Annotated in this window: 17 protein-coding genes and 1 pseudogene; 17 read left to right on the top strand and 1 reads right to left on the bottom strand. The window is 24.8% G+C overall.

Annotated elements, in window-relative coordinates:
- Positions 1 to 365: 365 nt before the first annotated feature.
- From D2846_RS01670 to D2846_RS01635, 11 genes are all read left to right on the top strand, one after another.
- Positions 366 to 623, top strand: a complete 258-nt coding sequence (locus D2846_RS01670) for a hypothetical protein (protein WP_117275234.1) — start codon at positions 366 to 368, stop codon at positions 621 to 623.
- A gap of 160 nt (positions 624 to 783) precedes the next feature.
- On the top strand, positions 784 to 930 hold the full coding sequence (locus D2846_RS03530) for a hypothetical protein (RefSeq protein ID WP_170128419.1): 147 nt from the start codon (positions 784 to 786) through the stop codon (positions 928 to 930).
- Between the two features lie 481 nt (positions 931 to 1,411).
- Positions 1,412 to 2,389 carry an AlbA family DNA-binding domain-containing protein gene (locus tag D2846_RS03750; RefSeq protein ID WP_223211530.1) on the top strand — a complete coding sequence of 326 codons (978 nt, stop codon included), beginning with the start codon at positions 1,412 to 1,414 and terminating at the stop codon, positions 2,387 to 2,389.
- Between the two features lie 24 nt (positions 2,390 to 2,413).
- Positions 2,414 to 2,953, top strand: a complete 540-nt coding sequence (locus D2846_RS03745) for an ATP-binding protein (protein ID WP_223211535.1) — start codon at positions 2,414 to 2,416, stop codon at positions 2,951 to 2,953.
- A gap of 299 nt (positions 2,954 to 3,252) precedes the next feature.
- Positions 3,253 to 3,429 (top strand): hypothetical protein, encoded by a 177-nt coding sequence (locus tag D2846_RS03525; RefSeq protein WP_170128418.1) that lies wholly within the window; start codon positions 3,253 to 3,255, stop codon positions 3,427 to 3,429.
- Between the two features lie 428 nt (positions 3,430 to 3,857).
- The gene (locus tag D2846_RS01660) at positions 3,858 to 4,100 is read left to right on the top strand and encodes a hypothetical protein (RefSeq protein ID WP_117275232.1); all 243 of its coding nucleotides are present in this window, start codon (positions 3,858 to 3,860) and stop codon (positions 4,098 to 4,100) included.
- A 668-nt stretch (positions 4,101 to 4,768) separates the two neighbouring features.
- Entirely contained in the window at positions 4,769 to 6,841 is a 2,073-nt protein-coding gene (locus D2846_RS01655; protein WP_117275230.1) for a DUF4116 domain-containing protein, read from the top strand.
- An 817-nt stretch (positions 6,842 to 7,658) separates the two neighbouring features.
- Entirely contained in the window at positions 7,659 to 7,889 is a 231-nt protein-coding gene (locus D2846_RS01650; RefSeq protein ID WP_117275228.1) for a hypothetical protein, read from the top strand.
- On the top strand, positions 7,861 to 8,259 hold the full coding sequence (locus D2846_RS01645; RefSeq protein ID WP_117275226.1) for a hypothetical protein: 399 nt from the start codon (positions 7,861 to 7,863) through the stop codon (positions 8,257 to 8,259). Before D2846_RS01650 ends, D2846_RS01645 begins: the two co-directional genes overlap by 29 nt.
- 631 nt (positions 8,260 to 8,890) lie before the next feature.
- Positions 8,891 to 9,388 carry an NfeD family protein gene (locus tag D2846_RS01640; RefSeq protein WP_117275224.1) on the top strand — a complete coding sequence of 166 codons (498 nt, stop codon included), beginning with the start codon at positions 8,891 to 8,893 and terminating at the stop codon, positions 9,386 to 9,388.
- Positions 9,375 to 10,298: an SPFH domain-containing protein gene (locus tag D2846_RS01635; RefSeq protein ID WP_117275221.1), complete on the top strand. Its 924-nt coding sequence runs from the start codon at positions 9,375 to 9,377 to the stop codon at positions 10,296 to 10,298. The genes D2846_RS01640 and D2846_RS01635 overlap by 14 nt, the downstream gene beginning before the upstream one ends.
- 181 nt (positions 10,299 to 10,479) lie before the next feature.
- Here the strand turns inward: D2846_RS01635 and D2846_RS03730 are convergent.
- Positions 10,480 to 11,024, bottom strand: a pseudogene (locus D2846_RS03730) (deoxynucleoside kinase).
- Between the two features lie 357 nt (positions 11,025 to 11,381).
- Here D2846_RS03730 and D2846_RS03610 point away from each other — a divergent pair.
- The 6 genes from D2846_RS03610 (at position 11,382) to D2846_RS01600 (ending at position 21,252) form a co-directional block, all read left to right on the top strand.
- Entirely contained in the window at positions 11,382 to 11,585 is a 204-nt protein-coding gene (locus D2846_RS03610) for a hypothetical protein (RefSeq protein WP_223211529.1), read from the top strand.
- A 270-nt stretch (positions 11,586 to 11,855) separates the two neighbouring features.
- Complete coding sequence (locus D2846_RS01620; RefSeq protein WP_117275219.1) at positions 11,856 to 13,604, top strand: DUF262 domain-containing protein; 1,749 nt, start codon at positions 11,856 to 11,858, stop codon at positions 13,602 to 13,604.
- Positions 13,605 to 13,875: 271 nt separating this feature from the next.
- Positions 13,876 to 14,106: a hypothetical protein gene (locus D2846_RS03500; RefSeq protein WP_145960841.1), complete on the top strand. Its 231-nt coding sequence runs from the start codon at positions 13,876 to 13,878 to the stop codon at positions 14,104 to 14,106.
- Positions 14,107 to 14,346: 240 nt separating this feature from the next.
- Positions 14,347 to 17,022: a type I restriction-modification system subunit M gene (locus D2846_RS01610; protein WP_117275214.1), complete on the top strand. Its 2,676-nt coding sequence runs from the start codon at positions 14,347 to 14,349 to the stop codon at positions 17,020 to 17,022.
- Complete coding sequence (locus D2846_RS01605) at positions 17,015 to 18,160, top strand: restriction endonuclease subunit S (protein ID WP_117275212.1); 1,146 nt, start codon at positions 17,015 to 17,017, stop codon at positions 18,158 to 18,160. Before D2846_RS01610 ends, D2846_RS01605 begins: the two co-directional genes overlap by 8 nt.
- 197 nt (positions 18,161 to 18,357) lie before the next feature.
- A complete protein-coding gene (locus D2846_RS01600) occupies positions 18,358 to 21,252 on the top strand; it encodes an HsdR family type I site-specific deoxyribonuclease (RefSeq protein ID WP_117275210.1) in 2,895 nt (964 codons plus the stop codon).
- Positions 21,253 to 21,275: the final 23 nt, after the last annotated feature.

Raw genomic sequence — 21,275 nt, 5'->3', positions numbered from 1 at the left:
AACAATAAAAAACAAAATTACTCTTATGACTATCAAATATTCTAAAGATTTATTAAAATATCAAAAAATTCAATGTAACAATTGTTTTAAAAAAGTCACTAAGGTTAAAATTCTTCATTTTTCTAAAATATATGATCATTTATTGGATTATAGATACTCAAGATTGTTTCTCATAAATATTAAGTTACAGAAAAATGAGAACCATTTAAAGAGTATTGAAATGATATTAGACATAGATATAATAAATACAAAATCAAAAGAAATATTAAAAAAAGATACCAAAGACTTCTGTAAGGTTTTTAGTAAATTCTTTTAAAAAATTTCACATTGGCTTTAACCCTTACGTTAGTGAGTTGTATAAAAATATGCAATCCTTACCATTTTACCTAGATTGTGGGCATATAATCAGAAAATCAGAAGGTAAATATATTAGGAAAACAACCAAAAAGACTAAATTAGTAACATCGAATAATGCTACAGAAATATCTAAAAGACCAAATTATATTAATGATAGATCAGAAATGGATAATTACGAACTTGACACTGTAATGGGTAAAATTGATGATAAAAAGTGTTTAGTAACTTTGTTAGAAATACAAACTAAAAATCATATGATACAATAACTAAAAGAGGTTCAAAATATATTCATCAAGCTTTAAATAATATGATTAAGAAGTTTGGTTTAAACATTAAAACCTTAACTGTTGATAATGGTAAGGAAAATGTTTTATTACACAAAATCATTCCTAAAGAAAGACTGTTTAAATGTCTTCCATATAGTTCATGGCAAAAAGTTCCGTCGAAAATATGCATAGATTAATAAGATATTTTATTCCTGAAGGTCAAAGTCTTAATGGTTATACTCAAGAAGAAATTGATTTTATGATGGAATGAATAAATAACTATAGAAAAATTATTAATCAACCTTAGATTATTTTAATCCTCCCACCCTTGATTACAATCAAGGAAGCCTTACTTTTTATAAAAGTAAGCAAAAGTACCAAGAAAACTTTTAAAGTTTTTTCCTATACCTTTTGTACATCTAAAATTTAATAAAATTATTTTACAGTTTTTCATTGCTTTCTTGCAAATGACTTTTAGAATATTCACAGTAAATAAACTAATCCCTATAATTAAACTAAGGTAAGGATTTTTCAATATTTTCAGCAATCAATTTTAAAGATTGTTGTTTTTTATTTCAAATTTTGTTCAATTTTTATACTTAAATAAGTTGTGTGTTATTTTCATAAACAATTTATACCACTTTCCTGTTAAATAGGTTATATTATATGAGATTAATGTAGGGTCAAAATATATGTTATTACACATAAGAGGCAACTAATTTCGGAGTGGAAAAAATGTCCTAAAAGTGCTATAATATACTGGAATATTTTTTCGAAAAGGAGGTATTATGCAGCTTTTAGACATAAAGAGAATGGCTCATAACATTCTTGAAAATCAAAACATAGAAAGCAGTTTTATCGAATATAAAAAATCGGTAAATTTTAAAGATAAAATTCTAAAAACTGCTTGTGCCTTTGCCAATAACTATATGAACAATGAGATAGGTTTGTTGTTTGTCGGAATTGAAGAAGTTGATGATAAAGAAACTGGAGAAAAGGCAATTCCTAAAAGACCGATAGAAGGTATAAAAGAATCTAAAATTGAAGGTATCGAAAATGAATTAAAATCTCTGCTTTCCAATATCCACCCTAAAATAAACTATCACATTATTACGGATAAAATTGACAATGAATATTATATTGTCGTTGCAGTAGAAAACGGAAGTAACGGACCGTTTCAAACAAGTGAAAGGGCGGAAAGAGATAAAGATATTAGGCTAAAGGCAGGAAGATATATCAGAGTTGGCAGAGATTCAAGACTACCAAACCCAACCGAAGAATTTGAACTTTTGAAGAAATTTGCAAACTTTTCTTTTAGTTCCAATCTCAATGATACAGCTACCATAGATGATTTAAGCTATGAATATATGAAAGAATATCTGCTTCAGACAGGAGCAAAGAAAGATATTAGAGAAATGTCTAAGTTGGATATGGCAAAGAGTATGGGACTTGTCAGTGAAAGTGAGTATGGTGGTTATAGAGCTAAAAATTTTGCTGTGCTGATGTTTGCGGAAACGCCAAATAAATTTATTCCAAATGCTCATGTTGAAATCATAAGAGAAATTGACGGAACGGATAAAATGGAATCAAAAAGATTTGATGGACCGGTTTGGATACAGGCAAAACAAGTCAGCAAATATTTTGAAGATAATATTATGACTTCATACACTATAAGGGAAGCTGATAAAATTGAGCATAAGATTATATATAACTATCCTTTTACGGCATTTGAGGAACTTGCTACTAATGCTATTTTGCATAAATAATATGATACTCCTGAATATGTAGGAATCTATATTTACAAGGATAGAATTTCTTTTGTAAACCATAATAGACCACTTACTTCGGTTACTATCGAGGCTCTTAATAGGGATAGAAGTTTTGATAGAAGGCAGTATCTTAACAAAGAACTTAAAGATATGTTCTTTTCATTAAACTTGATAGAATCTTACGGATCAGGAATAAGACGCGCAAAAGATGCACTATTAGAAAATGCTTCTCCTGAGCTTAAGTTTTATCCGGACAATGAAGAAGATAACTATACTAACGCAGTTATGGGTATAAATGAAGAATTTTTGAAAGAGTTTAATCGTAGTATTACCCAAGAAACTACCCAAGAAACTACCCAAGAAATAAAAATTGAGAAATCTGTACCGAATAGAATTATTGAATTAATGATGGTGGAGCCAAATATTACAGCAAAACAAATTGCAGAACATTTAAATGTTTCTTTTGACGGGGTTCGTTATCACATAAAAAAACTAAGAGCAGACGGTAAAATTAAAAGAGAAGGCTCTACCAAATCAGGTAAATGGGTAGTAATGAAATAGAATAAACAAGGTCATAGAATCAAAAGGTGATTAGAGTAAAAACTAACCACTTTTTTGTTCGGAAAAAAGGTAGTAAAAATGCGAATAAATGATTTAATTAATTAGAAAAGTCATATGCAAGTTAAACATGCATATGACTTTGTTTTTTATGTATCCTGTAATAAAATAAATGTGCAAAAATAAAAAAGGATACATTAATTTTATATTGAAAAATTTAAGAAAATGAATTTGTATTTTAATCAATAAAAAAAAGAAAATAAATATACTCATTATAAGATTGCAGAAAATATTGATACAATTTGGAAATTCCAAGAAAATTAGAACTAATTAGAAATTTACAGAAAAAACAAATGGAAATTGATTCAATTTACAACGCTTTGTTTGAAATTAGTCAAGGTATATCAATTCAAAAAGTCTCTAGAAAAATAAAAAGAGATGTAAGAACAATAAAAAACAAAAATTGATCTTATGACTAGTAAACATTCTAATGATTTATCAAAATACCAAAGATTTCAATGTAACAATTGCTTTAAAAAAGTCACTAAGATTAAAATTCTTCATTTTTCTAAAATATATGATCACTTACTGTATTATATATACTGAAGATTGTTTCTCAGAAATACAAAGTTACAAGAAAAACGAGAGCCATTTAAAGAGTATTGAAACGATATTAGATATAGATATAATAAATAAAAAATCAAAAGAAATATAAAAAAATACCAAAGACTTCGGTAAAGTTTTTGATAAATTCTTTTAAGAAATCCACATTGGTTTTAAACCTTCTGTTAGTGAGGTGTATAAAAATATGCAATCCTTACCATTTTACCTAGATTATGAGCATATAATCAGGAAATAAGAAGGTAAATATATTAGAAAAACAATCAGGAAAACTAAATGAGTAACATTGAATAATGCTACAGAAATAGTTAAAGGACCAAATTATATTAACGATAGGTTAGAAATGAGGCATTACGAACTTGATACTGTAATAGGCAAAATTGATGATAAAAAGTGTTTAGTAACCTTGTTAGAAAGACAAACCAGAAAGTCATATACCACAATAACTAAAATAGGTTATAAATATATTTATAAAGCTTTAAATAATATGATTAATAAGTCTGGATTAAACGTTAAATCCTTAACTTAAGATAATGTAAGAAAAATGTTTTATTGCACAAAATAATTCTTAAAGAAAGATTGTTCAAATGTCTTCCGAATAAGTTCATGACAAAAAGGCTCCACCGAAAATACGCATAAATTAATAATGCATTTTATTCCTAAGAAAAAAAACCTTGATAGTTATACTCAACAAGAAATTGATTTTATGATGGAGTGAATAAATAACTATAAAAAAATATTAATCAATCTTAGCTGATTTTAACCCTCTTTTGACTGTAATAGAGGGTGCCTTACTTTTTTAAAAAAGTAAGTTAAAGCAATGATAAAATCTTTAAAGTTTCCTATTTTCCTATATTTTTCCCTATATCTAAAATTTGATGAAATTATTTTACAGTTTTTTTATTACATTCATTTAAATAAATATATGAATGATTTTTGTTTTATAAAATAATTATTGAATATAGATTTTTTAATTTAAATTAAGTAAAATTATTTATAATAATTTAGTAACTATAAAGAGAAAGGGAGACAAAAAATCGATAAACCTTCAGCAACTCACCTTGTAAAATGAGGCTTAGTGCTAGAGTTTTTGTAATAGTGATTTTTTTAATTTTCAATAAAAGGATTAAATTTCTAACATGATTATAGAAATTTTCCTTATTTTTTAGTTATTAGTTGTGACACAAGGAGAAAAAAATGGAAAAAGATTTATTATACGATAAAGTAATTAAAGAAATAAAAGAAATATATAAAGCAAATAATTTAGAAATGGATATAAATTTTGATGATGATAAAGCAAAAATAATAGTACAACTTATTACGTCAATTGATTTCTTAACCAAAGATAATCAATGAACAGATAATTGAAAATATCTTACAAAAGATATATTTTCTGATAAAGCATTTTTAGAAATTTTATTTTCAAATATCTCTCAATTGAATTCTACAGAATTTTTAATTTCTAAATTATTGATACAAAATTATATATCTATCAAAGATTTAGATCCTGAAGACTTTAATGATGAAGATATAAAGAAAAATATTGAAATAAATAAGATTGATTTAAATAAGAAAAATAGTAAAAAAATAGATGATGCAATAAATTTCATTATTAATGATAAAAAAGTTATATGATGAATTCCTGAGAAATGAACTTCTGATAAAGATATTATTTGAAAACTCATTGAAAAAGATGGGTCTTTATTAGAAATCATTGAATATAAGTGAAGAAATAATAAAGATCTGGTTTTGAAGGCGGTCGCAAATAATGATTATGCATTAAAATATGCTTCGGATGAGTTGAAAAATGATAAAGAAGTTGTTTTGAAGGCTATCGCAAATAATGATTATGCATTAAAATATGCTTCAGATGAATTGAGAAATAATAAAGAATTTCTCTTAAAAGTTGTTGAAAATTATGGATCAGCTTTAAAATATGCTTCGGATGAATTGAAAAATGATAAAGAAGTTGTCTTGAAGGCTCTTGAAAATAATGGGCTAGTTTTGGATTATGCTTCAGATAAGATGAAAAACGATAAAGAATTTCTCTTAAAAGCTGTTGAAATTGATGCATTAGCTTTAAGATATGCTTCGGATAAGATGAAAAATGATAAAGAATTTCTCTTAAAAGCTGTTGAAATTGATGCATTAGCTTTAAGATATGCTTCGGGTGAGTTGAAGAATGATAAAGAAGTGGTTTTGAAAGCTATCGAAAATAATGGAAATGAATCAAAAACCGAAACTCATGGGTATGCATTAGAATATGCTTCGGATGAATTGAGAAATGATAAAGATGTGGTTTTAAAGGCTATTGAAAATAACGGTTATGCCTTAGAATATGCTTCGGATGAGTTGAAAAATGATAAAGAATTTCTCTTAAAAGCTGTTGAAGATAGGAACTATGTATTAAAATATGCTTCGGATGAGTTGAAGAATGATAAAGAATTTTTCTTAAAAGCTGTTGAAATTAATTGATTAGCTTTAGAATATGCTTCGGATGAATTGAGAAATGATAAAGAAACTTTCTTAAAGGCTGTTGAAATTCATGGATTAGCTTTAGAATATGCTTCGGATGAGTTGAAAAATGATAAAGAATTTCTCTTAAAAGCTGTTGAAATTGATGGATTATCTTTAAGATATGCTTCAGATGAGTTAAAGAACGATAAGGAAGTGGTTTTGAAGGCTCTTGAAAATTATGGATTAGCTTTAGAATATGCTTCGGATGAGTTGAAAAATGATAAAGATGTGGTTTTGAAGGCTGTTGAAAATTATGGATTAGCTTTAGAATATGCTTCGGATGAGTTGAAAAATGATAAAGAATTTATTTTAAAAGCTGTTGAAATTCATGAATGAACTTTAAGATATGCTTCGGATGAGTTAAAGAATGATAGAGATGTGGTTTTGAAGGCTGTTGAAAATAATGGATCAGCTTTGAGATTTGCTTCGGACGAATTAAAGAATGATAAAGAAGTGGTTTTGAAGGCTATTGAAAATCATTGATGAGCATTAAAATATGCTTCGGATGAGTTGAAAAATGATAAAGAATTTATTTTAAAAGCTGTTGAAATCGATACTATAGCTTTAGAATACGCTTCTAAAAAAATTATCTATAATAACGAATTTATTAAAGAAATAATAAAAATAAATCCAGCTTCAGTAACATGTGTCTTAAATAATATAGAAAAATACTCACCTGAATTTATATCATGACTTTTAGAAAAATATAAAGACAATGAGTTAATAGTTAATTTTTTAATAAAGAATAATTAAGACAGAAAATTAAATATTAATTAGAAAAGTCATATGCAAGTTAAACATGCATATGACTTTGTTTTTATGTATGCTGTAATAAAATAAATGTGCAAAATAAGAAAAAATACATTAATATTAGAATAAAAAATTTAAAAAAATAAATTTGTATTTTTGATCAATCAAAAAAGAAAATAAATATACTCATTATGAGATTGCAGAAAATATTGATACCATTTGAAATTTTCAAAAAAATTAGAACTAACTAGAAATTTGCAAAAAACAAATGGACATTGATTCAATTTATAACACTTTGTTTGAAATTAGTCAAGGTATATCAATTCAAAAAGCCTCTAGAAAATAAAAAGATACGCGAGAACAATGAAAAACAAAATTAATCTTATGACTAGTAAACATTCTAATGATTTATTAAAATACCACAAAAATTTCAATGTAACAATTGTTTTAAAAAGTCACTAAGGTTAAAAGTTATTCATTTTTTCTAAAATGTATGATCGTTTATTGGATTATAGATACTCAAAATTGTTTTTCAGGAATACTAAGATGCGGGAAAAATGAGAACCTTTTAAAGAATATTGAAATGATATTAGACATAGATATAATAAATACAAAAATTTAAAAAACATTAAAGAAAAAGCACCAAATATTTTTGTAAATTTTTTAAAAAAAATTTTACATTGGCTTTAATCCCTTTTTTTGTTGGTGCGATGTATAAAAATATGCAATCCTTACCATTTTACCCAGATTATGAGCATATAATTAGAAAATCAGAAGGTAATATATTAGGAAAACAAGAAAGAAGACTAAGTCAGTAACATTGAATAATGTTACAGAAATATCTAAAAGACCAAATTATATTGACGATAGATCAGAAATGTATCATTACGAACTTGACACTCTAATGGGTAAAATTGATGATAAAAAGTGTTTAGTAACTTTGTTAGAAAGAAAAACTAGAGAATCATATGCCACAATAACTAAAAGAGGTTCTAAATATATTTATCAAGCTTTGAAAAAATATGGTTGAAAAGTTTGACTTAAACATTAAGTTCTTAACTGTCAATAATGGTAAGGAAAATGTTTTATTACACAAAATCATTCCTAAAGAAAAATTATTCAAATTTCTCCCATATAATTCATGTCAAAAAGGTTTCATCGAAAATATGCTTAGATTAATAAGGCACTTTATTCCTAAGGTTAAAGGTCTTGATAGTTATACTCAAGAAGAAATTGATATTATGATGGAATGAATAAATGACTATAGAAAAATTATTAATCAATCTTTGATTATTTTGGTCCCACGCCTTTGATTACAATCAAGGGAGCCTTACTTTTTGAAAAAAATGAGCAAAAGCACTGATAAAACTTTTAAAGTTTTCTATTTTCCTATACCTTTTTGTACATCTAAAATTTGATAAAAATTATTTTACGTTTTTAATTGTTTCATTTCAAATGACTTTTAGAACATTCAATTTATGAAAAACTTGTTTTTTTGTATAATATTTTTGTAATTTATTACTATAAATGAAAGTAGTAACATGAAAGAAGCAGAAAAATTACAAAATACAAAAAGGAAATAATATTTTAACGATCATAATATCAATGATTGCATTTTTATTCAGTATTGTTTCAACTTTGAATTTATTAATTAATTTTTCCAATTTGAGTAGTACAATTAATGCAACAATATCTATTTTAGCAATTGTAATTTCTTTTTCTATCTTTGATATGTATTATCTTGAACTGACTATGCAAGGCAAGAATATACCATAACTAACAAGAGAATAAATGGACATAAATTTGTTTATAATTCTTCGACTAATGGTAAAAGAATCATTAATAATAAAATAGAATTCTATTTTATAAGAATATCATATGTTGACCATGTTATTATTGATGCTAATACAGGTGATTTAATTATTCAGTATGATGTCGATAAGCAAGTGAAATTACTAGAGGCTATGAATAAGATTGAAGCATTAAAAATAATAGAAAATTTAGCACTTGTTAAAAAAACATTTTAAGGAAACGAATAAAGAAAGGATATTCATGGATTCGTTAAGAATAGTATTCATAGTATTATGATCATTTATTATTCTTCTATTTTTTATTTTAGAAATATTAACAACAGGATTGTGAGCAGGGTTAACATCATTTTCAGCTATACCTTCTTTATTTATTTCTATATTTGTTAAGATGTCGGTATCATCAATAGCATTGCAAATAATTATGTTCATAATATCATGAGTATTACTATATCTAATTATATTTAAAGTTTTTAAAAATAAATTTTTAAACTATAAGTACAAAGAATCTAATTTTAATGGGATTGATAAAACTGAAATATTCATTTTAGAAGAAGATAGTTACGAGGAAAAATCTGAAAATAATCTTTATGGAGCAATAAAAATTGGTGATAAAAAATTTAGAACTCTATCAATCAAAAATGAAGGGTTAATAAAAAAAGGTACACAAGTGACTATAAAAGAAATTAGAGGCAATATTTTATATATTGCTGCCACAAAGGAGAAAGATGTCAACTACTAGTATAACTATTTTATCAATAGTGATAATTATTTTATTATTACTTTTAATTTTATCTATGATAAAAGGAATAAAAATCATTCCTCAATCAGAATTCGCTGTTGTTGAAAGAATTGGTAATTATAATAGAACATTAAAAAACGGTATCAATTTTATAATACCATTTATAGAAAAGATAGTGAAAAAAGGTAATTATAAGGAAAAAGTTATGGATTTTCCTGAGCAAGATGTAATAACAAAGGATAATGCCGGGATAAGAGTAGATACAGTGGTTTATTTATCTATAACTGATCCTAAATTATATGTTTACGGTGCGGAAAATCCTATGAAAGCTATTGAAAACCTTTCTGCAACAACGTTAAGAAATTTATTAGGTGAATTAGAGTTAGATGAAACATTAACTTCAAGAGATACAATAAATTCTAAGTTAACTTTAATATTGGACGAAGCTTCAAACTCATGAGGTATAAAAGTTTATAGAGTCGAAATTAAAAACATAAAACCACCTGTTGATATTCAAAATGCTATGGAAAAACAAATGAGAGCAGAAAGAGAAAAAAGGGCTAACATCTTAGAAGCTGAGGGAATGAAGGCTTCTGCAATACTTATCGCAGAAGGCCAAAAAGCTTCTGATATATTAAAAGCAGAAGGGCTTAAACAGGCGAATATACTTAAAGCTGAAGCAGACAAACAGTCAGAAATATTAAGAGCTGAAGGTCAGCAAAAAGCAATCGATTTATTAAAAGAATCAAAGATTTCTAAAGATGTTCTTACTCTTAAATCTATTGAAGAATTAGGTAAATTAGCTGATGGTAAAGCTACCAAAATTATAATACCTCCTAATTTGAGCAACATTGCTTCGACAATGACTGTTGCTGGTGAAATTTTTAATGATATCAAACAAGAAAAGTAAAAACCATTAATAAAAATCCACATGTAGCATGGCCATGTGGATTTTTATTAATGAATTTTTATATTAATAAGTTTTAATCATGAATTACAAACTTATCAAAAATAGGCATAATTAGAAATAATTGTTAAACTCTTTTAGAACCACTAAATTAAAAATTATTTATTATTTCTTCAGCTTCTTCTTAAACTTCATGATCTTTTTTGTTGTTAGTATTAATAATTTTATATGGAATGTTATAAATTGAGCATAATTTCACAAATAATTTTTTGTATTATCTATTTCCACTACTCGTCATCTTGCTAAAATTCTTTCTTTTATAACGTCAAAATTAGCATATAGATAGATAGCTAAATCAGGATTATTACTTGGATCAACTATATGTTGAAATAAAGCATCAAAAGCCTTTAAATACTTTCTATCTTTTTTCCTAAAGTTACAATCACAAAAATATAATGTTATATGTAAATCTTTCAAGAAACATATATTCATTCTTATGACTGTTATAAAGTTTTAAAAAACTTTTTTTCTTCTTTCTTAAAAGTATCGGATAATGACTCTATTATGTAAGATTGAGACACTATATTAATATTATGTTCTTTTTCATAAATTCATTTTAAAAATTTATTAAATACAGGGTCTTCACCAGGAAACTCCTCAACAAGTATAGAATTTTTTGTATATTTCTTTCAATTCCTTTGTTAAAGTACCTTTCCTGTTCCTTATCATTCCGCTTCTGCTATAACAGTTTTATCTATCTTGTTTTTATCGAAATTTTCAATAATTTCTTTAGCCTTTTCAAATACTTGTTCTTCATTTAAATTCTTGCTTTGTATAAGAAAATAAAGAATTGTTAAAGAAAAAATATATCAAGCATTTATATATGCTAAAAAAGCAATTTCATTACCGGTAATTCTTACTAATAGTTAGTATTGTAGGAATATTTTTTAAGGGAAATATATGGTAAAAGATTTTGAAAAAGTTAAATAAAAATATAATTAATAATATTAATGAAATTCATGATAATGTAATTTATTCCCAGGTAACCCATAAAAAAAGGTTGAAAGATTAATGCGGTGATGACATATGCTAAAAATTGCATTAATTATTTTATCAGCCATTATTTCTAGTGTAGTTATAACTAGTATTCTTGGAAAAACCCAAATTTCAAATATTATAATAGTCATTACAGTTGCATTATCTTTAGCGTTTCACTCGATAAGCTATAATTTTGATTTAAATTCCAAAATTTCTGAGCATAAGAAAGGTGCTGATGAGCTAGATATATAAGGGAACAAATTCAAATCTTATTAGCAGAACAAAATATATGAGATTTAGAAAAAATAAGAAATGAACGAATTTTAATAATAAAAAAGCTAATCTAATTTACTTATATGCACCAAAAAACTTCTAAGAAAAGTTATAAGCTAGCAAAAATAGCATTAGAGAAAAAAGCAACAAAAACTATTACAAAATTAATAATATTTAATTCAGGAAACAAACTATTTGCTTGTCTTTTTTTTTTTTTGTTTTAATTAATAATAGATAAAGGAGATAAAAATGTATAAAGAAAAAGGTATTTATGCAACAAATAAAAATATTGAAGAATTATTTGGTGATTTAAAAAATTCTTATTTTTTAATACCCGATTACCAAAGACCTTACTCATGAAGTGAAGATGAAGTGATTACTTTGTTTAATGATCTATGAGAATATTATATTTTTAATAACGGAAGCGATGAACGTGACCCTTACTTTTTGGGTAATATTGTTATTTTTAAAAATAGCAACGGTGAATATGAAGTAATAGATGGTCAACAAAGAATAACAACTATATCACTTTTGATTAGAGCTATGTATCTTATGCTAGAAAAAAATGTGGATAGTAATAATGAAGATGTTGATATTTTGAAGCACAAATTAGGAACTATTTTATGGCAGCAAAAAGATTCGTCATATAATCCTGATTTTTCAAAATTTAAACTTTATTCTAAAGTTATAAATGATAAAAACAAATTAATATTCGAAGAAATTATCAAAAACGGCACATATAACGAAAAATCCAAAGATAATTATTCAAAAAATTATAATGTCATTCTAGATTTAATAAAAGAAAAATCAGAAGAAATAACAACAGGTCTTATAAATTTTTATAGATTTATAATAGAAAGAGTTTTAATATTAAAAATAGAATTAAATAATTTTGATACCGCTTTAAATATATTTTCTACTTTAAATAATAGAGGGTTACAACTTTCTGATGCAGATATATTTAAATCAGTAATATACTCAAAAATTAAAGGATCAAATGAAAAAGATGATTTTATTAAAAATTGAAAATCTTTAGATTTAGAAATTAATGATAATAATGAAACAATGCAAAAAATATTTACTTATTGTATGTTTTATATAAGGTCTTTAAATGACGATACTTCTTCAACAACCCCTAAGGTAAGAGATTACTTTTTAAAACAACATGGTTCATCGTTTTTGGAAGATCCTGACAAATTATTATGATGATTAAGTAATATAAATGATTTTATGGGGGTAGTAAATAAAAGAAATACCATAGAAAATCAAGAATGATCAAAGGATATTGGCATAATTCAGAAACTTGATATTTTAAGATCTTATCCAAACGAATTTTGAAAATATCCTGTTATTAATTATTATATGTCGCATCATAAGAAAGATGATTTTGTTTACCATTTTGATTTTTTCTTAAAAAAACTTATTATTTCTTTAATAACAAAATATATAGAAATACCTTCAGTAAATGGTATTAAAGGATCTATCTTACAAATAAATGCTAATTCTATTAACAATTTGATACCAAAAATGGATTTTAAAAGAAAAATAACAAACGAAGACTTAAGAAGTGAATTAAAAGAGCCTCATCCTAATATTTTGAAAATGATTTTAAAGTTGATTTCTTATAATGTTGAAGATGAAATGAATTTATTGCCAGAAAAGTGGGAAATAGAACATATACTCCCTAAAAATTGAGAAAAGATTTATCATTCAACTGATGATAGTAATTTAATTAATAAGAGTATAGAAGAACTGGGGAATAAAATACCACTAGAGAAAAAAGCTAATGTATTATCTGGTGATAAATTTTTAAAAAAGAAATTAGATGAATACAAAAAATCTAATATAAAAATAGTTAAAACATTTGTCCAAGAACATAATGATCAAATTTATTGAGGAATAAATGATATCAAGAAGAGAAACGAGAAATTGATTGAAGAAATTTTAAATATATTTGATAAATGAAATGATGAGTATAATGTATTAAAGGAGAATTAAAATGAAACTTAGCTTCAAAATAATAATCTTTATCTTAAATATGTATTATTTACCGATTTTTGCAATATCTTTGTTGGTATTCATATTCGAACAAGAATTTAGTGAAATTTTCAAAACCACAACACAAACAATATTAGTATTGACTTCTCTTTTTGCTTATTTAATATCTGTTATCTTATCAATAACGGTTGCTGTAATAGAGAAGAGAGAAGGGAAAAATTTATGGATATTTTTTGCAATATGTAATATTACGATAATATTTATTCCTTTTATGTATGCTTATTGTGTTAGATCACTTGTCGAAAGAGCATTAGATCGGCATGCTCTTAAAAATCGAAATTCTTATTCAAATATTAATAGTAGAATTAATCGTATAAAAGACACAAGCAAAAGATCAACTGCCTTATTATTGTTAAATACAAAGAATGACAAAAAAGAAGATTTAGATCAAATCGGTAAATTGGTTGATGACATGATAAATGAAGAAAGAGAAAGAAAATAAGTATAAAAAGTTTAATAATTTATGTTTAGTCTTTTTGATTAATAAATTTGCAAAGTATAAAAAATAAAAATGAAAATCACCAACGGAATGTTGGTAATTTTCATTTTTAATTTGATAATAAATGATTAATAATAAATTCTAAAATTAAATGTAATTTTAGTTATTTTGATTCTTTTTAATTACTAAATAATCTATAATTAAAATATTAGTATAAATTAATAATAAAAATAAGGAGCATAGATGAACGAAAATATTGAAAAAAATAAAGAATTTAGAAAAATAAGTAAACAAGAATTAAGTAATAAAGTATGGGCTGCAGCAAATCAGTTAAGATCAGAACTTGATGCAACAGAATATGACAAAATTATTCTTGGTTTAATTTTCTATAAATTTTTGTCTTCTAAACAAGAAGAAATATTATTGGATAAAAATGATGATTTTTGTTTATATGAAAAAGGTGAAGAAATAATATACAAAGATCAACCAGTTGTATATATAGAAGATTTAGATAATAAGAGTCACCCTAATTTAATTGAATCTATAAAAGATAGACTAAAGTATTTTATACCATACAAATATTTATTTTCAACATGAAATAAAAAGGAATATAAAAATATTTTTGATAGAAATTACATTATAGATTCTATAAATAATTTTAATAGTGTAATACGAGAATTAAGTGAAAAAGATGCTATTTTATATAAAAATATTTTTAACGAATTTTATTCTTCAATACAAAAGATAAAAAAAGAAGATACTCTTAAAAAAGTAGTTAAAATTATTGATGAAATCCCAACAAAAAAACAGGATTATGATGTTTTAGGTTTTATTTATCAATATTTAATAGGTATGTTTGCGTCATCAGCAGGTAAAAAAGCCGGGGAATTCTATACACCTATAGAAGCAAGTATATTAATGTCAGAAATTATCTCTCACCACTTAAGTCAACTTAAACATAACAATAATGTACCATTAAGAATCTATGATCCTACCGCGGGTTCAGGATCATTACTAATTAGGGTAGCAGAAAAATTCCAAAAACATATGGATGAAATTCAAAAGGATATTAGTATAAAATATATTGCTCAAGAAATTAAATCTACTTCTTTCAACACTTTGCGCATGAATTTGATAATGCATAACATTGATCCTGAATTAATATTAATAAGACAAGCAGATACTTTGGAAGATGATTGACCTGCAAACACCCATGATGACAGAAGGGTTAAGGCAATTGTTGCAAATCCACCTTATTCACAACCGTGAAAACCCGAAAATAAAAATAATGACCCTCGCTTCATGTCTTATGGTCTCGCACCTAAATCAAAGGCTGATTATGCATTTTTATTACACTCTTTATATCACTTAGACAATGATGGAATAATGGCAATAGTACTTCCTCATGGAGTACTGTTTAGAGGTGGTTCTGAGTTAGAAATAAGAAAAACATTAGTTGAAAAACAAAAAATAGATACGATTATTGGTTTACCAAATAATATGTTTATGGGAACAGGTATTTCAACTATTATAATGATTTTGAAGGAAAATAAAAAAACTGATGATTTCATGTTTGTTGATGCTTCAAAATTATTCTCTAAAGATGGAAATAAAAATAAACTCGATAAATCTCATATTATAAAAATGGCTGATATTGTTAACAATAGAATTGAAAAAGAAGGATTCTCAAGAATTGTGTCTATTGACGAAATAAGAAATAATGAATACAACTTAAATATTTCTAGGTATATTGATAATTTTGAAAAAGAAGATATTTTTGACTTATATTCAACTATGTACGGCGGAGTATCAGAACAAGAATTATCTTCTTTGAATAAATATTGAAATAAATTTAAAAATGTAAAAGAAAAAATAATGTCAAAAAGAAATGATGGATATTATCTATTAAATAAAAAAGAAGAAGAATTAAGAAAAGAAATTTTAAATGATTTTGATGTAATAAAATTTATAAATGACAATAAATCAATAGGGAACGAAATTAAGAATGTATTCAAAAATAATATTGGCTCATTTGATGAAATAAAAATAACAAATATTTTTGATTTTGAAAATAATTTAGAAAAGTATATTCTAAAAAAAGATGATGATGATTTTATAGAAAAATATGACATTTATCAAATTGCTATTGAAAAATTTGAAGAATTAAAACAAGATATTGATATTTTGAAAAATTATATGAGAGACAATATTTCTTTTGAAGAGATAAAAAACGAAGAAAAACTAGAAATAAAAGATAAAAATTCTAATGTAAAAGAATGAGATGCAAGAATTTTGAACAAAAATATAATTATTGAAAACTATTTTAAAAGAGAATTAAATTTAATATCAGAATCAAAAGAAAAAATAGAATTTATTGAGAATGAAATAAAAGATATTTTTGAATCAATTGATGACGAAGAAAAAGATATACCTGTTTTTAAAGAAAATGGTTTTGATACTAAAGAATTGTCTAAAATTGTTACAACACTTTCAAAGAAACCTAATCTGATAGAAAATAAAAATTTAAGTGAAAAATTAATTTTAGCCCACGAAAAATACAATGAAATGGTAAGAGTAAAAAATAATTTAAAAATAATGGAAGATTCGTTAATAAAAAACTCTTTAGAAAGATACAACTCTTTAAATAAAGAAGAATTTTATCAATTATTATTTTATAAGTGAACACATGAAATTGCAGAAAAATTGGTAAATAACGCTAACAAAGAAATGGAAATTTTTATTGAAAAAATCGAACACTTATTCAATAAATATAATGACACCTTAAATGAAATTAATACTGAAATTGAGAAAAATGAAAATGAATTAAAAAACTTACTTTCTGAATTGAACGGAGACGAATACGATAAAAAAGCTTTAGATGAACTAATTAAAATTTTGGGCGGGATAAAAAATGAATAAAAATATTTTATGACCTTCTATAAGATTCAAAGAATTCACTAACGCTTGAGAACAGGAAAAGTTGGGAGATATTTGTAAGTTTAAGAACGGTAAAGCTCATGAACAATATGTACAAAAAAACGGAAAATATATTATTATTAATTCTAAATTTATCTCATCTAACAAAGAAATTATTAAAAGATCAAACATTTGTTTAACACCATTGTTTAAGGATGAAATTGTTATGGTTCTAAGTGATATCCCTAATGGTAAAGCGCTTGCAAAGACAGTTATTATAGAAGAAAACAATAAATTTACTTTAAATCAAAGAATAGGATCATTTAAAGTTTCAGGAATTCATAATGCTAAATTTATTAACTTGATATTAAATAGGAACAAATACTTCTTAAGTTTTGATGACAAGGTTAACCAAACAAATCTATCAAATTCTATAATATTAGGTTGTAAAGTACTAGTTACAAGTTTACATGAAGAAAATAACATATCTAAATTGTTTTTGCACTTAAACAACCTTATCACCCTTCATCAGCGTAAGTTAAAAGCTCTTGAAAATATTAAAATGACGCTACTAGATAAGATGTTTCCTGATGAAAAATCAAACATTCCTTCTATAAGATTCGAAGAATTCACTAACGCTTGAGAACAGGAAAAGTTGGGAGAGATATCTCAATCATACAAAAGTTTTATAAAAATTAATGATATTGACAAAAGTGGTAAATACAATTTGTATGGAGTTAATGGTTATATTGGCAAGACTGTTTTTCCTCCAAAGTTCAATGATAAAAGTTCAATATTAATAGTTAAGGATGGTTCGGTAGGTAAAAAACTTATATTACCCCCTAATTCCAATTTTACATCTACGATTGAGGGGATATATCCGAACTCTAATTATTTGACTGAGTTTTTATTTCATTCAATAAAAGTTGAAAAATTATTAAAATTTTCTATAGGCTCAACTATTAAACATTTATATTTTTCAGAGTATGGAAATATGAATATTTTTGTGACAAACTTAAAAGAACAAGAGAAAATATCAAAATTATTAGATTCACTAAATAACCTTATCACCCTTCATCAGCGTAAAATAAAAAAGATAGAAAACATAAAAAAAACACTATTAGAAAAGATGTTTCCATAAAAAAGGGGGGCAAATATGACAAATTCAAACTACAACAATGATTTCAAAAATGAATATGATTTTGAAACTAAATTAATAAAAAATTATTAGAAAATGGGTGGAGAAATAATATTAACCATGAAATCGGTATAAAAGATGAATTAAATAACGCAACAATCGAGGATTTGGAGTTAAATTGATTAAAAATATTAAACCATATGAATAGAGAAAAGTTAAAGGGTCAACCAATAACAAAAGATGAGTTAAAAACTTTAATAAATTCTATAAATAACTATGAAAATATTTCGTCAATTAACACAAATATGATTAAAAAAAATACATGAGGAGTGCTGAGAAGAGGTGAAGAACAAATTAACTTAAGTTTAATAAATAAATTTCAATTTAATGATGATGGCGGAAAAAATTATTTCCAAATAGCAAGACAATTTAGAACCAAAGATCAAAAAGATGACGATAAAAGACCAGATCTTTTATTGTTAATAAACGGAATGCCTTTAATACATATTGAATTAAAAAGAGATGATAAATCAATTGATCGTGCCACTAATAACATAGAAAATTATGACTTGCACAATAGATCGATATATTCTGGAATACTAAAATTGGTTCATATTGTTATTGCTATGACACCTTATTCAATGAAGTATGCTCTCAGAAATAAAGAGTTAAATTTTCAAAAATGGTATAACAAAAACGAACATAAAGAAATTAATTATTGAGAAGATGTTGTTAGAGACTTTTTATCAATTCCTAAATCATTAGAATTGATTTGTCATTACACTATGGCTGACAAAAATGAATTAAAAATGTTAAGAAGTTATCAATATTACGCAGTGAAAAAGATATTAGAAAAAATTAAAAAAAGTAATTTATCAGAAGCGGATTGTGATAAACCTATAAAAGGAGGTTACATTTGACACTCTACAGGATCCGGAAAAACTTTCACAAGTTTTAAAGCAAGTTCTTTGATAATAGATTATAATTTAGCAGATATAGTAATTTTTGTTGCTGATAGAATAGAATTAGTTGATCAAACCTATGAAGAATTTGGTATTTATATCGATAAAAAAGAAGATATTGAAGAAACATCTTCAGCAAAAGATTTAAGTAAACATATAAAATCTAAAGAACAAAAAATCATTGTTACATCTATAAACAAATTATCTAAACAATCAGAAACATATAAACATATAATTGACAAAAAAAGAATTGTTTTAATTTTTGATGAAGCTCATAGAAGCACAAGTAGTGAGATGATGAAGGATATTAAAAAATTATTTAATAAAAGGACAATTATTTTTGGATTTACAGGAACTCCCATTTTCGATAATAATGAATTGACTACTGAAGATATTTTTGGAGAACAATTAGATAGATACACTATGGGAGACTCAATTATTCATGATCAAGTATTAAAATTTGCGTTCAAATATTTGATCTTTGAAAAATTATATAAATGAGCATTTAAATGTAATGAAAAAAATAATAATGAATATTGTTTAGAAAGATTAAATAGTTTTAATTCAATCGTTGATTTTAAAAATGATTTTAAAAATGAGCAAAACTCTATTTCTTATAAAGTACAAAGTATAATAGAAGAATTTACAGAGAAATCGAACAATTTAAATAAACTTATTAAATTAGAAAAAGAAATTGAATACATCTATGATTCTGATTTGTTTAAAAATTTGGTTGTAGAGGATATTTTATCTGATTATTCAAATCAAGAAACACCTTACTCATCATTGCTGGCAACTTCAAATATTCAAGATGCTATGAAGTATTTTAATATTTTTGAAAATCATATAGAAAATTCAGAGAATGAAAAAATTAAAAATTTTAAATTTACAGTGTTATTTACTAAAACAGAAAACAACGAAGAATCACCGCAAAAAATTGAAGTACATGAAGAATTTTTTGAAAAATTGTATTCAAAATATGAAGCAGATTTCGATCAAAAAATTTATGAATATTCTGAGTTTAAGAAAGATATCTCAACTAGGCTAAAAAGAAAGAAAGAAGGCAAAGTTTTAGATTTATTAATTGTTGTCAACCAAATGTTAACAGGTTTTGATTCAAAATATATTCAAACCGTTTACTTTGATAAAACACCAAAATCTTATGAATTAATTCAAAATGTTTCTAGAACTAATAGAAAATTATTGCACTCAAATAAAAAATATGGAAGATCTTTTTTTTATAGAAAACCTAACCATATGAAACAAGAAGTACAAGAGTCATTTAAAAAATATTCCTTTCAGAATTTAGAAGAAATAAGTGCAAAAAAATTAGAAGAACATTTCCCTGATATCAACAAAAATTTTCAAGAAATATCAAATTTACTTACAGATTTAAATTTAAAATGATTCGAAAGAATACCACAAAATTTTGAGTATGAAGATGTTGAAAAAATTAAAAAAATCAAAAAACTTTTAAGGCATTTACTTTCTCTCGCCAGCAAAATGCGAAATGTTAGTTTGTTAGGTTTTGATTGAGAAATACATGGTAAAAATATCGAATTTGATAGTAAAATAGAAAAAACAATAGACCCCAAAATAAGAGATATAAATAGAATTTTAGCACAATTACCTAGCGAAAAAGATGAATATGAATTTGATCCTGATGTAAATATATTTTATGATTCATTAGAATATATTAATACAAATGCCAGAACTGAAGAATATGATAAAGAATTTTTTATAAAACTTGAGAAAGAGTTAAAAAATGCGACTAAGGATCAGGTTGATGAAATTTTAAGTTATACTTCTTCTCCAGACAACGAACTTATAAAAGAATGGTATGATAAACACCGCCAAGGAAAATATGATAAAAGCTTACAAGAATATGTTAGAGAAAGAAAAAAACTCTCTATAAATAAACTTGTGAATGAAATTTCAAATAAATTTTTAATTAGTGAAGAAAAGATCCTAGAATTTATAACAGAAATTTACATAGAGCCTGATGATATAGAAAAAAATAATAACTTTGATAGACTTTGAAGTTTTACAGAGTTAAAAGGACCTCAAAGATTGGAATTGAAGGATGAGCTAAAAAAACAAATTAAAAATTTAAAAGAAAAATATAGGGGTTAAAACCTATATTTTTTTGTGGGCTT

The organism is Mycoplasmopsis edwardii, from assembly GCF_900476105.1.
GTDB classification, from domain to species: domain Bacteria; phylum Bacillota_I; class Bacilli_A; order Mycoplasmatales; family Metamycoplasmataceae; genus Mycoplasmopsis; species Mycoplasmopsis edwardii.
Note: the sequence above shows the minus strand (reverse complement) of the source record. Positions and strands in the feature narration are given on the sequence as shown.